At 68.2% G+C, this 19,665-nt stretch carries 15 protein-coding genes and 1 pseudogene; 15 read left to right on the forward strand and 1 reads right to left on the reverse strand.

The genetic code is table 11. The features are described 5' to 3' along the window. Positions 1 to 8: 8 nt before the first annotated feature. From hisG to AC1DR7_RS05170, 12 genes are all read left to right on the forward strand, one after another. On the forward strand, positions 9 to 920 hold the full coding sequence (gene hisG / locus AC1DR7_RS05115) for an ATP phosphoribosyltransferase (RefSeq protein WP_256773897.1): 912 nt from the start codon (positions 9 to 11) through the stop codon (positions 918 to 920). After that, positions 917 to 2,212, forward strand: a complete 1,296-nt coding sequence (gene hisD, locus AC1DR7_RS05120; RefSeq protein WP_478051260.1) for a histidinol dehydrogenase — start codon at positions 917 to 919, stop codon at positions 2,210 to 2,212. Before hisG ends, hisD begins: the two co-directional genes overlap by 4 nt. Next, the gene (hisC, locus tag AC1DR7_RS05125) at positions 2,209 to 3,300 is read left to right on the forward strand and encodes a histidinol-phosphate transaminase (RefSeq protein WP_457319406.1); all 1,092 of its coding nucleotides are present in this window, start codon (positions 2,209 to 2,211) and stop codon (positions 3,298 to 3,300) included. The genes hisD and hisC overlap by 4 nt, the downstream gene beginning before the upstream one ends. Beyond that, positions 3,297 to 4,370, forward strand: a complete 1,074-nt coding sequence (gene hisB, locus AC1DR7_RS05130; RefSeq protein ID WP_457319407.1) for a bifunctional histidinol-phosphatase/imidazoleglycerol-phosphate dehydratase HisB — start codon at positions 3,297 to 3,299, stop codon at positions 4,368 to 4,370. The genes hisC and hisB overlap by 4 nt, the downstream gene beginning before the upstream one ends. After that, positions 4,367 to 4,969, forward strand: a complete 603-nt coding sequence (hisH, locus tag AC1DR7_RS05135) for an imidazole glycerol phosphate synthase subunit HisH (RefSeq protein WP_256773893.1) — start codon at positions 4,367 to 4,369, stop codon at positions 4,967 to 4,969. The genes hisB and hisH overlap by 4 nt, the downstream gene beginning before the upstream one ends. Continuing rightward, a complete protein-coding gene (gene hisA, locus AC1DR7_RS05140) occupies positions 4,966 to 5,700 on the forward strand; it encodes a 1-(5-phosphoribosyl)-5-[(5-phosphoribosylamino)methylideneamino]imidazole-4-carboxamide isomerase (RefSeq protein WP_256773892.1) in 735 nt (244 codons plus the stop codon). Before hisH ends, hisA begins: the two co-directional genes overlap by 4 nt. Further along, a complete protein-coding gene (gene hisF, locus AC1DR7_RS05145; RefSeq protein WP_478051262.1) occupies positions 5,694 to 6,470 on the forward strand; it encodes an imidazole glycerol phosphate synthase subunit HisF in 777 nt (258 codons plus the stop codon). Before hisA ends, hisF begins: the two co-directional genes overlap by 7 nt. After that, complete coding sequence (gene hisIE, locus AC1DR7_RS05150) at positions 6,460 to 7,083, forward strand: bifunctional phosphoribosyl-AMP cyclohydrolase/phosphoribosyl-ATP diphosphatase HisIE (RefSeq protein WP_256773890.1); 624 nt, start codon at positions 6,460 to 6,462, stop codon at positions 7,081 to 7,083. The genes hisF and hisIE overlap by 11 nt, the downstream gene beginning before the upstream one ends. A gap of 93 nt (positions 7,084 to 7,176) precedes the next feature. After that, positions 7,177 to 8,775: a calcineurin-like phosphoesterase C-terminal domain-containing protein gene (locus AC1DR7_RS05155; RefSeq protein ID WP_478051263.1), complete on the forward strand. Its 1,599-nt coding sequence runs from the start codon at positions 7,177 to 7,179 to the stop codon at positions 8,773 to 8,775. Between the two features lie 163 nt (positions 8,776 to 8,938). Then, entirely contained in the window at positions 8,939 to 9,937 is a 999-nt protein-coding gene (locus AC1DR7_RS05160; protein ID WP_457320605.1) for a glucokinase, read from the forward strand. 58 nt (positions 9,938 to 9,995) lie between these two features. Beyond that, positions 9,996 to 10,994 carry a glycosylasparaginase gene (locus AC1DR7_RS05165; RefSeq protein ID WP_457320607.1) on the forward strand — a complete coding sequence of 333 codons (999 nt, stop codon included), beginning with the start codon at positions 9,996 to 9,998 and terminating at the stop codon, positions 10,992 to 10,994. Then, positions 10,991 to 11,725, forward strand: coding sequence for a copper homeostasis protein CutC (locus AC1DR7_RS05170; RefSeq protein WP_457320609.1), 735 nt, complete (start codon positions 10,991 to 10,993; stop codon positions 11,723 to 11,725). Before AC1DR7_RS05165 ends, AC1DR7_RS05170 begins: the two co-directional genes overlap by 4 nt. Before the next feature lie 292 nt (positions 11,726 to 12,017). Here the strand turns inward: AC1DR7_RS05170 and AC1DR7_RS05175 are convergent, their stop codons facing one another. Next, positions 12,018 to 15,107 (reverse strand): TonB-dependent receptor, encoded by a 3,090-nt coding sequence (locus AC1DR7_RS05175; RefSeq protein WP_478052880.1) that lies wholly within the window; start codon positions 15,105 to 15,107, stop codon positions 12,018 to 12,020. A gap of 597 nt (positions 15,108 to 15,704) precedes the next feature. On the opposite strand from AC1DR7_RS05175, the gene AC1DR7_RS05180 reads away from it, so the two are divergent. From AC1DR7_RS05180 to AC1DR7_RS05190, 3 genes and pseudogenes are all read left to right on the forward strand, one after another. Next, entirely contained in the window at positions 15,705 to 18,176 is a 2,472-nt protein-coding gene (locus AC1DR7_RS05180; RefSeq protein WP_478076412.1) for a GH92 family glycosyl hydrolase, read from the forward strand. Between the two features lie 105 nt (positions 18,177 to 18,281). After that, a complete protein-coding gene (locus tag AC1DR7_RS05185) occupies positions 18,282 to 19,328 on the forward strand; it encodes a LacI family DNA-binding transcriptional regulator (protein WP_457319523.1) in 1,047 nt (348 codons plus the stop codon). Between the two features lie 44 nt (positions 19,329 to 19,372). After that, positions 19,373 to 19,665, forward strand: a pseudogene (locus tag AC1DR7_RS05190) (glucose/galactose MFS transporter); the annotation flags it as partial.

Below are 19,665 nucleotides of genomic sequence, written 5' to 3' on the forward strand. Positions count from 1 at the left end.
CCGCCCCCATGAGTGCAACCCAGAACGCCCCGGCCCGTGACCGGCTGCGGATCGCCATCCAGAAAAGCGGGCGGCTGGCCGAGCCGGCGCGCAGCCTGCTCACCGCCTGCGGGCTGAGCTGGCGGCAGAGCCGCGACAAGCTGTTCTGCTACGGCGAATCGCTGCCGGTGGACCTGCTGCTGGTCCGCGATGACGACATCCCCGGGCTGATCGCCGATGGCGTGTGCGACTTCGGCATCGTCGGCCGCAACGAACTGGACGAGCAGGGCGCCGCGCGCCGTCGGCTCGGCCTGCCCGATGCCTACCAGGCGCTGCGCGGGCTCAACTTCGGCCAGTGCCGGCTGATGCTGGCGGTGCCCGAAGAGTGGGAATGGACCGGGGTGGAACAACTGGCCGGCAAGCGCATCGCCACCAGCTACCCGGCGATCCTGGCCGACTGGCTGGCCGCACGCGGCGTGGACGCGCAGGTGGTGGAACTGTCCGGGTCGGTGGAAATCGCGCCGCGACTGGGCACCGCCGACCTGATCTGCGACCTGGTGTCCAGCGGCGCGACCCTGGCCGCCAACCAGCTCAAGCCGGTGGAAACCCTGATCGAAAGCGAAGCGGTGCTGGCCGGTCCGGTGCGCACGCCCGATGACGCCCGCGCCGGGCTGATGGCGATGCTGCTGCGGCGCCTGGATGGCGTGGTGAAGGTGCAGGACAGCAAGCTGCTGATGTTCCGCGCCGCGCTGGACCGGGTGTCCGAGCTGACCCGGCTGCTGCCCGATGCCGACCCGCTGGTGCAGTTGCCCGATGACGGCGGCCACCTGCGTTTGCAGACGATGTGCCACGGCGCGTTGACCTGGCAGCGGTTGGAGGACCTGGAACGCGCCGGTGCGCAGGGGTTGATGGTGTTGAGCGTGGAGCGGTCGCTGGCATGAATCGTCTGACGTGGTCCCAATTGGATGCCGGCGCCCAGGCGCAGGCCTTGCAACGCCCGGTCCAGGCCGTGGCGGGGCGCACCCGTGAATCGGTCGCGGCGTTGATCGCGGCGGTGCGCGCGGGCGGCGATGCCGCGCTGCGCGAGATCACCCTGCGCTTCGACGGCGTGGCGCCGGAAAGCTTCGAAGTGAGCGAGGCGGAATTCGCCGTGGCCGAACAGGCGGTGTCTGCCGAACTGCGCCAGGCGATGACCGATGCCGCTGCGCGGATCCGCACCTTCCACCAGGCGGGCATGAGCCAGGGCTATGCGGTGGAGACCGCACCGGGCGTGCGCTGCGAGCGCGTCGTGCGTCCGATCGGTCGCGTCGGCCTGTATGTACCGGCCGGCAGCGCGCCGTTGCCGTCGACCGCGCTGATGCTCGGCGTGCCGGCACAGCTGGCCGGCTGCCGCGAAGTGGTGCTGTGCACGCCCCCGCGCAAGGACGGCAGCGCCGATCCGGCCGTGCTGGTGGCCGCGCGCCTGACCGGCGTGCACCGGGTGTTCAAGCTCGGCGGTGCGCAGGCGATCGCCGCGATGGCCTATGGCACCGACAGCGTGCCGGCCTGCGACAAGCTGTTCGGCCCGGGCAACAGTTTCGTGACCGAAGCCAAGCAGCAAGTGGCGCAGGACGGTGCCGCGGCGATTGACATGCCGGCCGGGCCGTCGGAAGTGCTGGTGATCGCCGATGCGGGTGCCAACCCGGCGTTCGTGGCCGCCGACCTGCTGTCGCAGGCCGAGCACGGCCCGGATTCGCAGGTGCTGCTGCTTACCGACGACGCGGCGATGCTCGACCGCGTGGCCGCCGAAGTGCAGGCGCAGTTGGCACGGCTGTCGCGTGCGGATATCGCCGCGCAGGCGTTGCAGGCCTCGCAGCTGATCCGGGTCGATTCGCTGGAACAGGCCTTCCAGATCAGCAATCGCTACGCGCCCGAACACCTGATCCTGGCCCTGCGTGAACCGCGTGCGTGGCTGGAGCAGGTCGAAGCGGCCGGCTCGGTGTTCCTGGGCGATTACACCCCCGAAGCACTTGGCGACTACTGCAGCGGCACCAACCACGTGCTGCCTACCGCCGGCGCCGCCCGCGCCTACAGCGGGGTGAGCGTGGCCAGCTTCCAGAACCTGATCAGCGTGCAGTCGGCCACCGCGCAGGGCATCGCCGCGATCGGTGGCTGCGCGCGCGTGCTGGCACGTGCCGAAGGCCTGGACGCACATGAAAACGCGGTGACCCTGCGCATGGAGGCCGCCGCATGAGCGCCTCGTCGTCGGTGATGTCGCTGGTGCGCCCGGACCTGCAGGCCTTTGCGGGTTATTCCTCGGCGCGCAGCAGTGCGCTGGTGGGCGATGTGTGGCTCAATGCCAACGAATCGGCCTGGGCTAACCCGGCCGACAGCGAAGGCCGCGCGCGCCGCTATCCGGACCCGCAGCCGGCTGCCTTGCGCGCCCGCCTGGCCGATCTTTATGGCTGCGCCCCGGATCAATTGTTGATGGGGCGCGGCAGCGATGAAGCGATCGACCTGCTGGTGCGCGCGCTGTGCGAACCGGGCCGGGATGCGGTGCTGGTGACGCCGCCGGTGTTCGGCATGTACGCGGTGTGCGCACGCCTGCAGAACGCACCGCTGCTGGAGGTGCCGCTGCGCGATGACGGCGACGCACTGAACGTCGATATCGACGCGGTGATCGCCGCCGCGCTGGCCGGCAACGCCAAGCTGGTATTCCTGTGTTCACCGTCCAATCCGGCCGGCAGCGCGATCGCGCTGGCGCAGATCGAGCAGGTGGCCCGTGCGCTGCAGGGCAGGGCGCTGGTGGTGGTGGATGAGGCCTATGCCGAGTACGCGGTGCTGCCGTCGGCGGTGTCGCTGCTGGCAACGTACGACAACCTCGCTGTGCTGCGTACCTTGTCCAAGGCGCACGCGCTGGCGGCGGCCCGGATCGGCAGCCTGATCGCCGCGCCGGCCCTGATCCAGCTGCTGCGCCGCTGCCAGGCCCCGTATCCGATCCCCGGCCCGTGCGCCGATCTGGCCCTGGCCGGGCTGAGCGAGAGCAACCTGCAGCTGACGGCGTCACGCGTGGAGCGGATCAAGCTGGAGCGCAACCGCCTGCAACAGGCGCTGGCGGTGCTGCCGGGGGTGCTGCGGGTCTATCCCTCGCAGGGCAACTACCTGCTGGTCCGCTTCGCCGATGCGCAGCAGGCCTTCGACGCGTTGCTCGATGCGGGCGTGGTGGTGCGCGACCAGCGCGCTGCGCCGCAGCTGCACGACGCGCTGCGCATCACCGTGGGCAGCACCCTGGAGAACGATCGCGTGCTCAGTGCGCTGTCGGTACGGAGGGTTGCCGCATGACGCCCATCCTGTTTGTCGACCGCGACGGCACGCTCATCGAGGAGCCGGCCGATTTCCAGATCGATGCGTACGAGAAGATCCGCTTCGTGCGCGACGTGATCCCGGCCATGCTCAAGCTGCGCGATGCCGGTTACCAGTTCGTGATCGTCAGCAACCAGGACGGCCTCGGCAGCGAAAGCTATCCGCAGGCCAGTTTCGAGGGTCCCAACGACCTGATGCTGCAGATCTTCGCCAGCCAGGGCATCGTCTTCCGTGACGTGCTCATCGACGGCACCTGGCCGCACGACAACGCACCGACCCGCAAGCCGGGCATCGGCATGATGCTGTCCTACCTGCAGGACCGCAGCATCGACTGGGCCCGCTCGGCGATGGTCGGTGACCGGCCTACCGACATCCAGTTCGCCGACAACATGAAGATCCGCGGCTTCCAGCTGCGCACCGGGCAGTTCGGCGGCGACTGGGACTGGAACGGCATCGCCCATGAACTGGCCGATGCGCCGCGCCGCGCCGTCGTGCAGCGCAATACCAAGGAAACGAAGATCCGCGTGGAGGTCGATCTGGACCGCACCGCCGAGCCGCAGACCCATACCGGACTGCCGTTCTTCGACCACATGCTGGAGCAGATCGGCAAGCACGGCGGGTTCGCGCTGAGCGTGCAGGCCGAGGGCGACCTGCACATCGACGAGCACCACACCATTGAAGACACCGGGCTGGCACTGGGCCAGGCGTTGCGTGAGGCACTGGGCGACAAGCGCGGGATCGGCCGCTACGGGTTCACCCTGCCGATGGACGAGACCCTGGCCAGCGCTGCGCTGGATTTCAGTGGGCGTCCCTATTTCGTGTTCGAGGGCGAGTTCAAGCGCGAGCGGGTGGGCGACATGCCCACCGAGCTGGTGCCGCACTTCTTCCGCTCGCTCTGCGATGCGGCCGGACTCAACCTGCACCTGAACGTGCGCGGCGACAACGACCACCACAAGGTCGAGGCCTGTTTCAAGGCGCTGGCGCGTGCGTTGCGCCAGGCGCTGCCGCGGCAGGGCACCGCCTTGCCGAGCACCAAGGGGGCGCTGTGAGCGAGGTCGCGCTGATCGATGCCGGTGGCGCGAATCTTGGCTCGGTGCGCTATGCGCTGGAGCGGCTGGGCGTGCAGGTGCGGCTGGTGCGGGATGCGAAGGGGCTGCGCGGGGTGTCGCGGGTGATCCTGCCCGGCGTGGGCGCGGCGCCGCATGGCATGGCGCGCCTGCATGCGCAGGACCTGGTGCAACCGCTGCGCGACCTGGAGGTGCCGCTGCTGGGCATCTGCCTGGGCATGCAGCTGCTGTTCGAGGGCTCCGAGGAAGGCCACGTGGAATGCCTGGGGTTGATGCCGGGAGTGGTGCGCCACCTGCATCCGGCCACCGGCATCCGCGTGCCGCACATGGGCTGGAACCGGCTGCTGCCGCTGCGCGAATCGGATCTGCTGGCGGGTGTGCCAGAGCGCGCCAGTGCGTACTTCGTGCACAGCTACGCCGCGCCGTTGGGTGAGCACACCGTGGCGGCCTGCGATCACGGCGGCCTGTTTGCCGCCGTGGTGCAGCGCGGCCGCCATAGCGGGGCCCAGTTCCATCCCGAACGGTCCGCCGCCACCGGCGCGCGGATCCTGCGCAATTTCATCGAGAACGAATCGACATGAGTTTCACCGTCTATCCCGCCCTGGACATCCGCGAAGGCCGCGTGGTGCGCCTGCTGCAGGGCGACTACGCGCAGCAGACCACCTATGGCGACGACCCGCTGCCGCGTGCGCAGGCCTTTGCCGACGCCGGCGCGGACTGGATGCACCTGGTCGATCTGGATGCCGCGCGGGCGGGTGGCTACACGCTTTCCCCGCTGCTGTCCTCGATCGCGCAGCAGACCCCGCTGAAGGTGCAGACCGGCGGTGGCGTGCGCTCGCGCGACGACGTCGCGCGCATCCTCGATGCCGGCGCGACCCGCGTAGTGGTCGGCTCGGTGTCGGTCCGCGAGCCGGAAACGGTGATCGGCTGGCTCGGTGAGTTCGGCCCGGAGCGGTTGACCATCGCACTGGACGCCCGCCAGGCCGACGACGGCCGCTGGCTGCTGCCGGTGCATGGTTGGACAGAAACCGCCGAGGACACGCTCGACGTGCTGGCCACGCGGTATGCCCAGGCCGGCATGCGGCACCTGCTGTGCACCGACATCGCCCGCGACGGGATGCTGTCCGGCCCCAACATCGGGCTGTACCAGCATCTGGCAGCGCTGCTCCCGGGCGTGGCCGTGCAGGCCTCCGGTGGCGTGCGCAGTGCCGCCGACGTGGCCGACGCCAAGGCGGTGGGTTGCGGTGGTGCCATTCTCGGCAAGGCCTTGCTGGAAGGCCGCATGACCCTGCAGGGAGCGCTGGCATGCTGAGCCGTCGGCTGATTCCCTGCCTGGACGTGCGCGACGGCCGCGTGGTCAAGGGCGTGCGCTTCCGCGATCACGTGGACATGGGCGACATCGCCGAACTGGCGCTGCGTTACCGCGACCAGGGCGCCGATGAGCTGGTGTTCTATGACATCGGCGCTAGCCCGGAAGGGCGCGCGGTGGACGTGGCGTGGATCGAGCGCATCGCGCGGCTGATCGACATTCCGTTCTGCGTGGCCGGCGGCATCAGCGATGTGGAGACCGCGCGCCGGGTGCTGTATGCCGGCGCCGACAAGATCTCGATCAACTCGCCGGCACTGGGTCGTCCGGCGTTGATCGAGGAACTGGCCGATGCCTTCGGCGTGCAATGCGTGGTGGTCGGCATCGACTCGGTGCGCGAGGCGGACGGGGAATGGCGGGTGCGCCGCTTCAGCGGCGATCCGGACAAGACCCAGGCGGTCCCCGTGCGTACGTTGGACTGGCTGGTGGAAGCGCAGCGCCGCGGTGCCGGTGAGATCGTGCTGAACTGCATGGACAGTGACGGCGTGCGCCGCGGTTACGATGTGGCCCAGCTGCGCCAGGCACGCGCGTTGTGCCAGGTGCCATTGATTGCTTCCGGTGGCGCCGGTGAGATGCAGCACTTCGCCGACGTGTTCGACCAGGCCGACGTTGATGGCGCGCTGGCCGCCAGTGTTTTCCACAGTGGCGCCATCGCCATTCCCGCGCTCAAGCAGTTCCTGCGCGCGCAGCAGAGCGAGGTTCGAGATGTCTATTGAAGTACTGCCCTCGCGCGAGGCCCTGGACGGGCTGGACTGGGCCAAGGGCGATGGCCTGCTGCCGGTCGTGGTGCAGGACGCCGATACCCTGGCGGTATTGATGCTGGGCTACGCCAACGCCGCATCGCTGGCGCAAACCCTGGCCACCGGGCACATGACCTTCTACAGCCGCAGCAAACAGCGGCTGTGGACCAAGGGCGAGTCCTCGGGCAACGTGCTGGCCGTGGTCGCCGTGCGCATCGATTGCGACCGCGACACCCTGCTGGTCAGCGCCCGCCCCGCCGGCCCGACCTGCCACACCGGCAGCGAAAGCTGCTTCGCGCAGGCACCGGGCAACTTCCTCGGCCGCCTGGATGCGCTGGTGTTGCAGCGCGAGCAGCAGCGCCCGGCCGGCAGCTACACCACCACGCTGTTCGAAGGCGGCACCCGCCGCATCGCCCAGAAGGTGGGCGAGGAGGGCGTGGAAACCGCGCTGGCGGGGGTGGTGCAGGACGACGCCGCGCTGCTCGGTGAATCGGCGGACCTGCTGTTCCACCTGATCGTGCTTTTGCGCGCGCGCGGGCTGTCGCTGGACGATGCGGTGCAGGTGCTGGCAACGCGGCACGCACGCTGAGCGCGACCGCGCGTGCCGTTTAACGTCGGTGAAACGCGGCACACGCGATGATGTGCCGCTTTACAATCACCCACCCCTGAACGGACTGTCCCGATGACCCGCACTGCTGCCTGGCTGGCCTGCCTGCTGTTGACCACCGCACCCGCCCTGGCCGCCGAGGTGACCGTGAGTGGCAAGGTCTACCAGGAGCGCGACGGCAAGCCCGGTCGCGGGCCGACCGATCCGGGCCTGGCGGGGGTGCAGGTCTCCAACGGCGAAACCATCGTGCGCACCGCCGCCGATGGCAGCTACAGCCTGCCCGTGCGCGAGGGGCAGACGGTGTTCGTGATCAAGCCCGATGAGTATCGCTTCCCGGCCGCGGACAACGGGCTGCCGGCCTACTGGCGTCATTACGCGCCGCAGGGCTCACCGCGGCTGAAGTACGACGGCATCCACGCGACCGGCACCAACACCCGCAACTGGGATTTCGCGCTGGAGCCGGCCAAGGGCAGCGATGCGGCACGCGCCGGGTTCGAGATGCTGGTGTTCACCGATTCGCAGACCGCCAGCAAGGTCGACATCGATTACTACCGGCGCGCCATCGTCGAACCGATCATCGGCAAGCATCCGGCGCGACTCGGCACCACGCTGGGCGACATCGTCAACGACGACCTGGACCTGTACCCGACCATCAACAAGGCCACCGCGCAGCTGCAGGTGCCGTGGTTCCATGTGCCGGGCAACCACGACCTGGATGTCGATGCCGGCGACGACCGCCATTCGCTGGACAGCTGGCGGGCGGTCTATGGCCCCGATACCTACGCGGTGGAGGAGGGCGGGGCCAGCTTCGTGTTCCTCGATGACGTGGTCTACGACCCCAAGGCCAAGCCGACCTACGTGGGCGGCTTGCGCGCGGACCAGTTCACCTTCCTCGGCAACTACCTCAAGGGCCTGCCGCGCGACCGGCTGGTGGTGCTGGGCATGCACATTCCGCTGTTCGATGCCGCCCCGGGCCGCGAAACCTTCCGCCATGCCGACCGCACGCGCCTGTTCGGGCTGCTCAAGGATTTCCCCAACGTGCTGGTGCTCAGCGGCCACAGCCACACCCAGCAGCACTACTACCACGGTGCCGCCGAAGGCTGGCAGGGGGCAAAGCCGCTGCATGAGTACAACGTCGGCGCCGCCTGTGGTGCGTTCTGGTCCGGAGTGAAGGACAGCAGCGGCATTCCCGACGCGACCATGAGCGATGGCACCCCCAACGGCTATGCGCTGCTGTCGGTCAAGCCCGGCGGCGACTACAGCCTGCGCTACTACGTGGCGCGCGCGCCGGAGGATTACCAGATCGCCCTCCACGCCCCCAAAGTGCTGCGCAAGGACGCCTACCCGGCATGGGGCGTGTACGCCAATGTGTTCATGGGCCAGGCCGATACGCGGGTGGAATACCGCGTGGACAATGGCGGCTGGCAGGGCATGAAGCGGGTGGAACAGCCGGACCCGCGCCTGCTGGTGGAGAACATGGCCGACGACCAGGCCGAGACGCTGCGCGGTTTCGATCGTTCGCCCGAAGCCACGCCATCGCCGCATCTGTGGCGCGGCGCGCTGCCGACCAATCTTGCTGCCGGCGAGCACAAGGTTGAAGTGCGCGCGGTGCATGCCGATGGCCCCACGTCCACGGCCAGCACCACCTATCGCCTGCAGGTGGCCAAGCCTTGATGGCGCTCGCGCATACGCTCCGGTACGGCAACGTCCGCTTTGCAAACCGGGGCCGATCGCCGAAAATCGTGCAGAGTTGTTCGATCCCAGCCAAGGCCTGCGAGTGAGCGTTGCGGTACCGTTTCCGGACCCTGTTCCGGCCCTTCCCGACGCGACGTCTGCGATGACGCCCGGCTTGGAATCCCCGGTTGAACCGGTCATCGTCGCCGACGTCGGCGGCACTTTCGCGCGCGTGGCCCTGGCCGAGCTGCGCGACGGCCAGCCGCCGCACCTGCATGGTCTGCGCCGCTACAACTGCGCCGAGTTCGCCAGCCTGGCCGCGATCCTGGCCGACTTCATCGCTGTCACCGCGCATCCGGTGGATACCGCTGTGGTGGCGATCGCCGGCCTGCTCGAAGGCGACCACCTGGTCAACACCAACCTGGCCTGGCCGGTATCGGTGGAGGCCACCCGCGCCGAGGCCGGGCTGCGCTCGCTGGCCTTGATCAACGATTTCGAAGCGGTGGCCTACGCCATCCCCTGTGTGCAGCCGGAGACACTGGTAGCGCTCAATGGCGAGCGCGGCAGCGACAATTCGCCGTGGCCGGCGCTGGTACTTGGGCCCGGCACCGGATTGGGTGCGGCGCTGCGCTTCCAGGGCGGCGATCAGCCGGTGCTGGCCAGCGAAGCCGGCCACGCCGCATTGACCGCCGGCAACGCGTTGGAGTTGGAGATCCTGCGCCAGATGCAGCAGCGGTGGGAACACGTGGACCAGGAGCGGATCCTGTCCGGCAGCGGCCTGATGAATCTGTATCCGTGCCTGTGCGGCATCCGTGGCGTGGCACCCCGCTGGCAATCGACCGAAGCGCTGATCGCCGCCGCGCATGCGGGCGAGGACGCGCTGGCGGTGGAGACGCTGCAGGTCTTCAGTGCATGGCTGGGCAGCCTGGCCGGCGATCTGGCGGTCACCTTCGGCGCGCGTTCGGTGTACCTGGCCGGCGGCATTTCCACGCGCATTGCGCCGTTCCTGCAGGCCGGTGGCTTCCGTGCGCGCTTCCTGGCCAAGGGGGTGATGTCGCGGGTGCTGGCGCAGGTGCCGGTGTGGCGGGTGGAACACGGCGAGCTGGGCATGCTGGGCGCGGCGGTATGGCATGCCGCGCGCCGCGAACGCGCGGTGGCATGAACGCATCCCGCCCGGATGCCGGGCGGAACAACCACAGCTGTTGCAGGGGAGGGTTCAGATGACCGATCGCAGGCAGTTCCTCCAGGCCGGTGCATTGGCCGCCGGTGCGCTGGCGTTGCCGCGCGTGCGTGCGCAGGCACGTTCCGGCGCGCGGGTAGTATCCACCTGGGATTTCGGTGTCGGCGCCAATCAGGCTGCGTGGAAGGTGTTGTCCGGCGGCGGCAGTGCGCTGGATGCGGTGGAAGCGGGCGCACGCTGGGCCGAGAGCGAGCTGTGCAACCCCACCGTCGGCCGCTGCGGCAATCCCGATCGCGACGGCGTGCTCAGCCTGGACGCCAGCATCATGGACGGCGACGGCCGCTGTGGTTCGGTGGCGGCGCTCACCGACATCCTGCATCCGGTGTCGGTCGCCCGCAAAGTAATGGAGAACACCCCGCACGTGATGCTGGTCGGGCAGGGGGCGCAGCAGTTCGCGGTGGAACAGGGCTTCGAGCGCCAGAAGCTGCTCACCCCTGCGGCGGAAAAGGCCTGGCGTGAATGGCTGAAGACCGCCCAGTACACGCCTGAGATCAATGCCGAGCGGCGTGGCCGTCCGGGCGACAGCAGCAACCATGACACCCTGGGCATGCTGGCGATCGACGTCAATGGCCGCCTTGCCGGTGCATGTACCACCAGCGGCATGGCGTGGAAGCTGCACGGGCGCGTGGGTGACAGCCCGATCATCGGCGCCGGTCTGTACGTGGACAATGAGGTGGGCGGCGCAACCGCGTCGGGCGTCGGCGAAGAAATGATGCGCAACGCGGCCTCGTTCCTGGTGGTGGAACTGATGCGCCAGGGCCGCTCGCCGGCCGACGCCTGCCGCGAGGCGATCGCGCGGCTGGTGCGCAAACGCCCGGAGGCCAGCAAAACGCTGCAGGTGTGCTTCCTCGCCTTGGACAAGCACGGCGAGGTCGGTGCGTACGCGCTGCACCGTGGCTTCGTCTATGCCGTGTGCGACAAGGACCGCCAGGATGACCTGCGCGATTCGGCCTCGGTCTATACCAGCGAGCAGACATGAGCCCACCGCGCCGGGTGCTGGAAATCGCCTCGAACTCGGTGGCCTCGGCACTGGCCGCACAGGCCGGCGGCGCCGACCGGATCGAACTGTTCGACAACCTCGCCGAGGGCGGCACCACCCCGTCCCACGGCAGCATCGCCGTGGCCCGTCAGCGCCTGAGCATTCCGTTGTTCGTGCTGATCCGCGCGCGCCCTGGCGACTTCCTCTACGACGCACTGGAAACGGAGATCATGCTGCGTGATATCGCGCAGTGCCGGGCACTGGGCTGCGATGGCGTGGTGATCGGCGCGCTGGATGCCGATGGCGGCATCGACGTGGCACTGTGCCGCGAGCTGGTGCAGGCGGCGGGACCGATGCAGGTGACGTTCCATCGCGCCTTCGATGCGGCGCGCGATCTTCCGCAGGCGTTGGAGCAGGTGATCGCGCTCGGCTGCCAGCGCGTGTTGAGCTCCGGCGGGCAGGGCAGTGCCGAGGCCGGTGCGGACGCGCTCGCAACGCTGGTGGCCCAGGCCGATGGCCGCATCAGCGTGATGGCCGGTGCGGGAGTCAGTGCCGGCAACATCGCCGCCATCGCCGCCCGCAGCGGATGCCACGAGCTGCACGCGTCGGCCAAGGCCACGCAGCGCTCGCCGATGCGTTTCCACAACCCCGCGCTGACCGGGTTGTCGCCCGACCGGACCGCCACCGACCCGGCAACCGTCGCCGCCCTACGCGCCGCCCTCGACCGGTAGAGCCACCCCATGGGTGGCTGCCTTTCTGTGCGGCACCGCGTGCAGCCACCCATGGGGTTGCTCTACCGGTTTGCGCGGAATGCACGGGATGCACGGGATGCACCGGGTCCACGGATCGTACGAGGGTAGAGCCACCCCATGGGTGGCTGCCTTTCTGTCCGGCACCGCGTGCAGCCACCCATGGGGTGGCTCTACCCCGGGGAGGCATCGCCACAAAAAACGGCAGCCACCTGTACGAGCGTGGCTGCCGTGGAGGACCGTGCCCCCGCCGGGGGGCGGGGGTGGGTGAGGCTTAGAACTTCCAGTTCACGCCGACGTACAGCTGGCGGCCGGTATAGGTGTTGGAGATCAACCGCGCCTTGCTGTCGCTGCCCAGGTAGATCCGCTGTTCGGACTTGGTGGCATTGAGCACCGAGGCGGTCAGGGTCAGGGCATCGGTCAGGTTGTAGGCCGCGTTGAGGTCCAGCTGGTCGTACGGCTCGGAGTACTGGGTCAGGCCGTTGACCAGCCCGCCCACCACTTCGCCGCGGCGGTTGTACGAGGCGCGCGCCAGGAACTTCTGGTTCTCGTAGAAGATCGTGACGTTGGCCTGGTTCTTGGCGCTGCCCACCAGCGGCGAGGAGCCGATGTTCTGGCCGTCCAGCACGATGGAGGCCAGGTTGGTGTCGTTGTAGGTGTAGTTGGCCTGCACGCCGAAGCCCATGTCGAAGGTGTACTGACCGTACAGCTCCACACCCTGCGACACGCCATCGCGGCCGTTGGCTTCGGTTTCGTACTTCTGCACCGTCACCGTCTGGCCACCCACGGTCATCTGCTGGTCGCGCACCACCGGCACGGTGAAGTTGTCCACGTTCTTGCGGAACAGGGCCGCACCGGCCACCGAGCCCGGCTTGAAGTACCACTCCAGGCCGATGTCGAACTGGGTCGCTTCGAACGGCTCCAGATTCTTGTTGCTGCCGTGGCCATACCAGCCGGGGGTATCGGTGCCGCCGGCGACACGACGGTCGTTGCTGTATTCCTCGCTTACGTAGCTCAGGCTGCCGGGCGCCGCGATGCTGGTGTAGCCGGGGCGGGCGATGACCTTCGACGCCGCGCCGCGCAGCACCAGGTTGTCGGTGATGTCCCAGGCGATGTTGAAGCTCGGCAGGAAGTCGGTGTAGGTCCGTTCAAGCGAGGCGAACTCGTAGGTCTTCTCGCGGGCCAGGCCATCGGGCAGGCGCACGAAACCGCTCTGGCACACATAACCGGTGTTGGAGGCGATCAGCGGTCCAGCGGCCGGATCGTTGCAGCCCATCGGCGCGCCCGCGGCGTTGTCCTGGAAGTAGTCGTTGAACTTCTCCACCGAATCGCTGGACTCGGCGAACTGCTGGGTGCGCACCACGCGCACGCCGACGTTGCCGCGCAGGCGCTCGGTACGGAAGTTGGCCTGGAAGTAGCCGGAGTAGATCTTCTCGTTGACGTTGTAGACGAAGTCCTCTTCCTTGCGGCTGTAGGAACCGCCGTACTTCTGGTTGAGGAAGTCGATGTAGGCGGGGTAGTTGATGCCCGGGAACACGTTGGCGTTGAAGCCGCCGGCGATGTTGCTGATCGGGCTGGACAGGAAGAAGCCGGGCTGGGCCTGCCCCGCGGTCGAATCGCAACCGGCCTGGTAGCGGTTGTTGTCGTAGTCGGCCGGGTCCTTGCCCTGGCACACCCAGTAGGTGTTGCCGGTATTGCGGTGGACTTCACCATCACGGTACTTGGCGCCGAACTGGATCGAGTCCAGCCAGCCGCTTTCGAACATCTTGGTGACGTCGGCCTGGAAGTAGTTCTGCTTGACGCTGGTCTGCATCCACGACGAACCGGTGGAGCCGGTATCGATCTCGGCGATGCCGGCCATCAGCTGGTCCTGCAGGTTCGGCGAGAACGTGGCGCTCGGCGTGCCGGTCAGGTCCCAGGCGCTGTAGGTGTTGCCGGACTGCCACACGCCATCGACCTGGCGGCGCGGCTTGGCCGACATGCTGAAGTTCATCGACGGACCGCCCTCGGACCAGGTGCGGCCGCCGGTGAAGGAGGCCTTCCACAGCGGGCTGATGTCCCAGTCGACGGTGAGGTCGGCGGTCTGCGACAGCGCTTTTTCCTTGCTGTAGGTACCGGTCAGCTGCGGGGTGGGGATGGTGCAGTCGTCCGGACCCCAGCCACCCGGCGCCATGCCGGCGGCGGCGGCCTGTTCCTCGCTGCAGTAGTAGGTCTTGCCGGCCAGCTTTTCGTACTGCGCACCGGTGACGATGCTGCCACTGGGGTCGAAGCTGAGCCCGTTGAGCAGGCGGCCGCCGTCCCAGTTGCCGTCCCCGTTGTAGCGCGCCAGGTTCCATTCCGGAATCTTCAGCATGTTCTGGGTGTAATCCCCCTGCAGCTCGAAGCGGAAGTAGTTGGCGGTCAGGGTCAGGTTGTCCAGCGGCTTGAACTGGAAGGTGAACTGGCCGCCGGTACGCTCGCGCTTTTCTTCCTTGACCGCGAAGTTCACCGAGGTCGGCATGAAGAATTCGCTGTAGTTGCGCCCGCTCTGGTCATTGAAGCCGGACTGGCCCCACCAGTAGTGGATGCCGTCCTGCGACAGTACGTTGCCGTTGGCATCGCGTGCGTCGGTGCCGTTGCCGTACCACTGATAGTCCTCGGTGCTGGCCTGCATGGTGCGGCTGGTGCGGGTCTGCTTGGTCGCCCCGACCAGCAGGCCGAAACGCTCGTCCTTGCTGTGCCAGGAGTACAGCGCCGACACCTGCGGTTCGATGTCGTGGCTGGTATCTGACGACGTGCCTTCCAGGTTCACGTAACCGGAGTTGGCTTCCATATCCAGCGGACGACGGGTATGCAGGATCACCGTGCCGCCGATGCCGCCCTCGTCGATGCGCGCCTCGGGCGATTTGAACAGCTCCGCGCTGGACAGCATGTTTGCCGGCAGCAGCGTGTAGTTGAACGAGCGCGTCGCTTCGTTGTTGGTTTCCGAGGTGGCGACGTAGTTGCCGTTCAACTGGGTGAGCGTCAGGTCTGGGGCGAGGCCGCGCACGCTGACGGTCTTGCCTTCGCCGCCGCTGCGCTCGATGACCACGCCGGGCACGCGCTGCAGCGCATCGGCGACGTTTTTGTCGGGGAACTTGCCGACGTCCTCGGCGGTGATCACTTCGACCACGGCGTTGGCGTCGCGCTTCTGCTGCAGGCTCTTTTCGATGGCGTAGCGGTAGCCGGTGACGGTCACGCTGTCGAGCGTGGTGGCCTCCGGTGACGAGGCCGGGCTGGCCTGTTGTGCAAAAGCGCTGGCCGGAACCAGCGCGGCGGCGAACAGCGCGGCGGTAATGGCGGCCGACAGCGTGTCGCGGTTGCGCATGCGGGACATCTTGTTCATTCCACTCTCTCCCTCTCCTGGATTGAAACGGTGGCGATACGTGATTGAATCGATCTAATTTTCAAGGCGCCTTGGGGCGTCGAGTCGTGCGTCCGGCATGCAGCGCGTGGTGGTCCCCACCCACCCCCTCCAGCAATCGTGACCGTTTAAAGTTGGATCGATCTAAACGATTGGCGGGGATTTTTTAGCACGGCCCGGCGGGCGACGCATGCTGCTGCGCAATATGGCAAGCGCGCGTCGAGGGTGTGACGCGATCGAAAAAACCATGAAAACGTTTTCGTGCGCGGAGACGGCTGGGGAGGGATGGCTGTCGCGTCGCTTGCAGAGGCATCAGCCATCCATCGCCAGGTTGCGTCGAGGCCACGAACAGATGCTGAAGCGTCGGCCGGGCGGCACGGCGCAAGCGTGCCTCCGCCTATCCGGGCCCGCCATGTTGCGCCGCAGAATGCATCGGCCGAAATCCCCGTGCTTTACTTGAATCGATCTAAATTCACGGCAACGTGGATCTGGAGCCGCGTCCCGGGGAGACGCCCGGCCAGCAGTGGCGGGGCTTTGCGCCCCTTCGTCAGCACCGACATCGACCCACAGGATCCACCCATGCGCCGAATGCCGTCCGCCTCTGTCGTCCCCCCGTCACGCCGCGCCCTGCCACGCCTGGCCTGCCTGTTCGCCCTGGCGTTCGCGCCGATGCTGCAGGCCGCCGCCCCGATCGCGCTTGAGCGTGAGGTCAACACGTTCATCGGCAGCAAGGATGACGGCAACACCTTCCCGGGCGCCTCGGCCCCGTTCGGGCTGATCCAGGTCAGCCCGATCGGCGAGCACTACGCCGGCTGGCGCTATGACGATCCCAAGATCCGCGGCTTCGGCCACTCCTTCCTGTCCGGTGCCGGCTGTTGGGAGCAGGGCGGGCAGGTCTCGGTACTGCCGGTCACCGGCAGCATCGGCAAGGGCGGCGACTTCAACACCGACGATGCCAAGAGCTTCGACCACAAGCGCTACGCCTCCAGCTACACCCATGAGGGCGAGGTCGGCCAGGCCGGCTACTACAAGGTGCGCCTGACCGGTTACGGCGGCATCGATGCCGAGGCCACCGCGCGTACCCGCGCTGCGGCCGAGCGTTACACCTTCCCGGTCGACGCCGGTACCGGCCATGTGCTGGTCAACGTCGGCCAGGCCAACGAGCGGCATTCGGTGATCGGCAGCGTGATCGACGTGGTCGGCGACCGCGTGGTCGAGGGCAAGCTGGTCACCAAGAGCTTCTGCGGCGGGCACCAGTACACCACGTGGTTCCGCATCGAGTTCGACCGCCCGTTCAAGGCGTTCGGTACCTGGGGCGAAGAGGGCGGCCTGGCCGGTGCGCGGCATCGCATGGAAGGCGAACAAAAGCCCAGCGGCGCGTGGTTGAGCTTCGACGTGGGCAAGGGCACGGAGCGCGCGGTCACCGCGATCAGCGCGATCTCGCACGTGGACGCCGAAGGCGCGCGCACCAACCTGCGCAGCGACGGCATGCAGGGCGGCAAGCTGCTGGGGTTCGAGCAGATGCGCACGCAGGCCCAGCAGCAGTGGCGGCGCGAGCTGGCCACCACGAGCGTGGAAGGCGGCAGCAGCGATGACCGTACCGTGTTCTATTCGGCGCTGTACCACGCACTGCTGCAGCCGCTGACCGGCAGCGATGCCGATGKCCGCTACCGTGGCTACGACGACGCCATCCATCGCGCGGACGGCTGGACCTACTACGAGTATTTCTCGTTGTGGGATACCTACCGCGCGCAGAACCAGTGGCTGGCATTGACCCGCCCGGCGGTGGCGCGCGACATCGGCCGCAGCCTCCTGGCCATCAACGAACAGGGCGGCTGGCTGCCGCGCTGGGGCTACGCCAATTTTGAAACCAACATCATGACCGGCGATCCGGTCACCCCGTTCCTGGTCGACCTGTGGCGCTTCGGCGCGCTCGCCGGGCGCGAGGCCGAGGCCTACACCGCGCTGCGCCGCAACGCGTTCGAACAGCCGCCGCTCAACTCGCGCCATGCCGGTCGTTCCGGCAATCCGGGCTACGTGGAAAACGGCTTTGTGGCCTACGACCGCGCGTTCCCCTCCAAGGGCATGGACGTCGATCCGCATCACGGGGGCTCGGCCACGCTGGAATACGCGCTGGCCGACTGCGCGCTGGCACAGATGGCCGAGGGGCTGGGCCATGCCGACGATGCGGCTACGCTGCGCACGCGCGGCGGCAACTGGCACAAGGTGTGGGACCCGCAGGTGCGCGATGAAGAGACCGGCATGAGCGGGTTCCCGCGTCCGCGCATGGACGATGGCAAGTGGTACGTGCCGTCCGACGGCCACTACAGCCCGCGGTCGCACCATGGGTTCCATGAAGGCACCGCGTGGCAGTACCAGTGGCTGGCACAGCAGGACATGCCCGGCCTGATCCAGGCCATGCACGGCCGCGAGCAGGCCGGCAAGCGCCTGGATGCGTTCTTCGCCTACGACGTCCTGGTGCAGTCGCCGCTGACCGCCGCACGCAAGGAATGGGTGGTGGGGCCGTACAGCTACTACAACCAGTACCGCTACAACCCCAACAACGAACCGGACCTGCACGCGCCGTGGATGTACACGCTGATCGGCCAGCCGTGGAAGACCGCCACGGTGGTGCGCGCGGCCCAGCAGCTGTTCACCAATGCGCCCAACGGCGTGACCGGCAATGACGACCTGGGCACGATGTCGGCGTGGTACCTGTTCAGCGCGATCGGCCTGTACCCGGCGGTGCCCGGCAGTGGCCAGTTCCTGCTGCACACCCCGCGCTTTTCCAGGGTGGAGGTGGACCTGGGCACCGGCCGTAGCCTGACCCTGGCCGCCGCCGGTGCCGATGGCCGCACCCTGCAGTACGTGCAGGGCGTGCGCGTCGACGGCCAGGACCACGCGCCGGTGTGGCTGGACTGGACCCGCCTGCAGCAGGGCGGGCGCATCGACTTCGCGCTCGGCGCCCAGGCCCCGACCACCGGCTGGGGCACCCGCGCCGAGGCGTTGCCGCGCTCCTACTGCGCCACCCCGGGCGCGGTGCTGGAATGAACCTGCGTCTGCCCAACGGCTGCGCCCCGACCACCGGCACCGGCACGGTCCGTTGGCCGATGCGATCGTTTAGGCTTGCGGGATGACAAGGACCGGGCGGACACGATGAACGACAAGGCCACACCCGCAGGCAAGGGAACGCGCGCAGTCACCGTGACCGATATCGCCGAGGCGATCGGCGTGTCGCGGGCGACCGTGTCGCTGGTGTTGCGCGGCAGCCCGCTGGTCAACGTCGACACCCGCGCCCGGGTCGAGGCCGAGCTGCGTCGCCAGCGCTATGTCTACAACCGGGGCGCGGCCAACCTGCGGCGTCGCACGTCCTCCAGCGTGGCCCTGGTGATCAACGACCTGTCCAACCCGTTCTTCGCCGAGTTCGCCTCCGGCGTGGACGAGGCGCTCGGTGCCAAGGGGTTTGTGACCCTGCTCGGCAGCACCGGCGAATCGCCGCAGCGGCAGCAGGCGGTGTTGACCACCTTGATGGAACACACCCCGGCCGGCCTGATCCTGTCGCCGGCCGAAGGCAGTGACGCGGCGGAACTGCGCCAGGTGCTGGGCTTCAATGCCAACGTCCTGCTGTTCAACCGCGAGCCGCCCGGCGCCGACTGGGACTTCCTCACCCTGGACAACCAGCAGGGCGCCTACCTGGCCACCCGCCACCTGATCGAACGCGGTCACCAGCGCATCGCCTTCTTCGGTGGCCACGCCGATTCCAGTTCCTGCCACCAGCGTCGGCTGGGCTACGCGCAGGCGCTGGCCGAAGCGGGCAGGGACGTGCAACCGGACTGGCTGATCGAATCGGCGCCCAACCGCCTTGAAGCCGCCGCGCGCAGCGAAGAACTGTTCGCGCGCGATCCGGCGCCCACCGCGGCGGTCTGCTACAACGACAGCGTCGCCCTCGGCCTGATGCTGGGCCTGGCCTCGCGCGGGGTGCGGCCCGGCATCGATTTCGCGGTGACCGGGTTCGATGACATCTCCGAAGCGGCGGTTGCCCTGCCGCCGCTGACCACGCTCACGGTCAACCCGCGCGAGCGTGGCCGGCAAGCGGCCGAACTGCTGCTGCAGCGGCTGGACCATCCCGAAGCGGCACCACAACGCACCGTGGCGCCCGTACAACTGCGCATCCGCGCCAGCAGCGGCCCCGCGGCCGCGTGATGGCGTCTTCCTTCACCTGCTCGCGCAACGAGGCGCGTACCTGAATGCCCATTTCTCCAACGCCCCGACTGCCCTCCTCGTCTGCGTCCGCGCCCGTGGTCAACACGCGCATGGCCCTGGCCGTGGCGACCACGATCTTCTTCATGTGGGGCTTTTTGACTTGCCTCAACGACATCCTGATTCCACATCTGAAGGCGGTGTTCGAACTGAACTACGCCAAGGCGATGCTGGTGCAGTTCACCTTCTTCGGCACCTATTTCCTGATGTCGCTGCCGGCCGGTCGGCTGGTGGCGCACCTGGGCTACAAGAAAGGCATCGTGGCCGGCCTGGCCATTGC

Source organism: Stenotrophomonas sp. P5_A9, assembly GCF_056400525.1.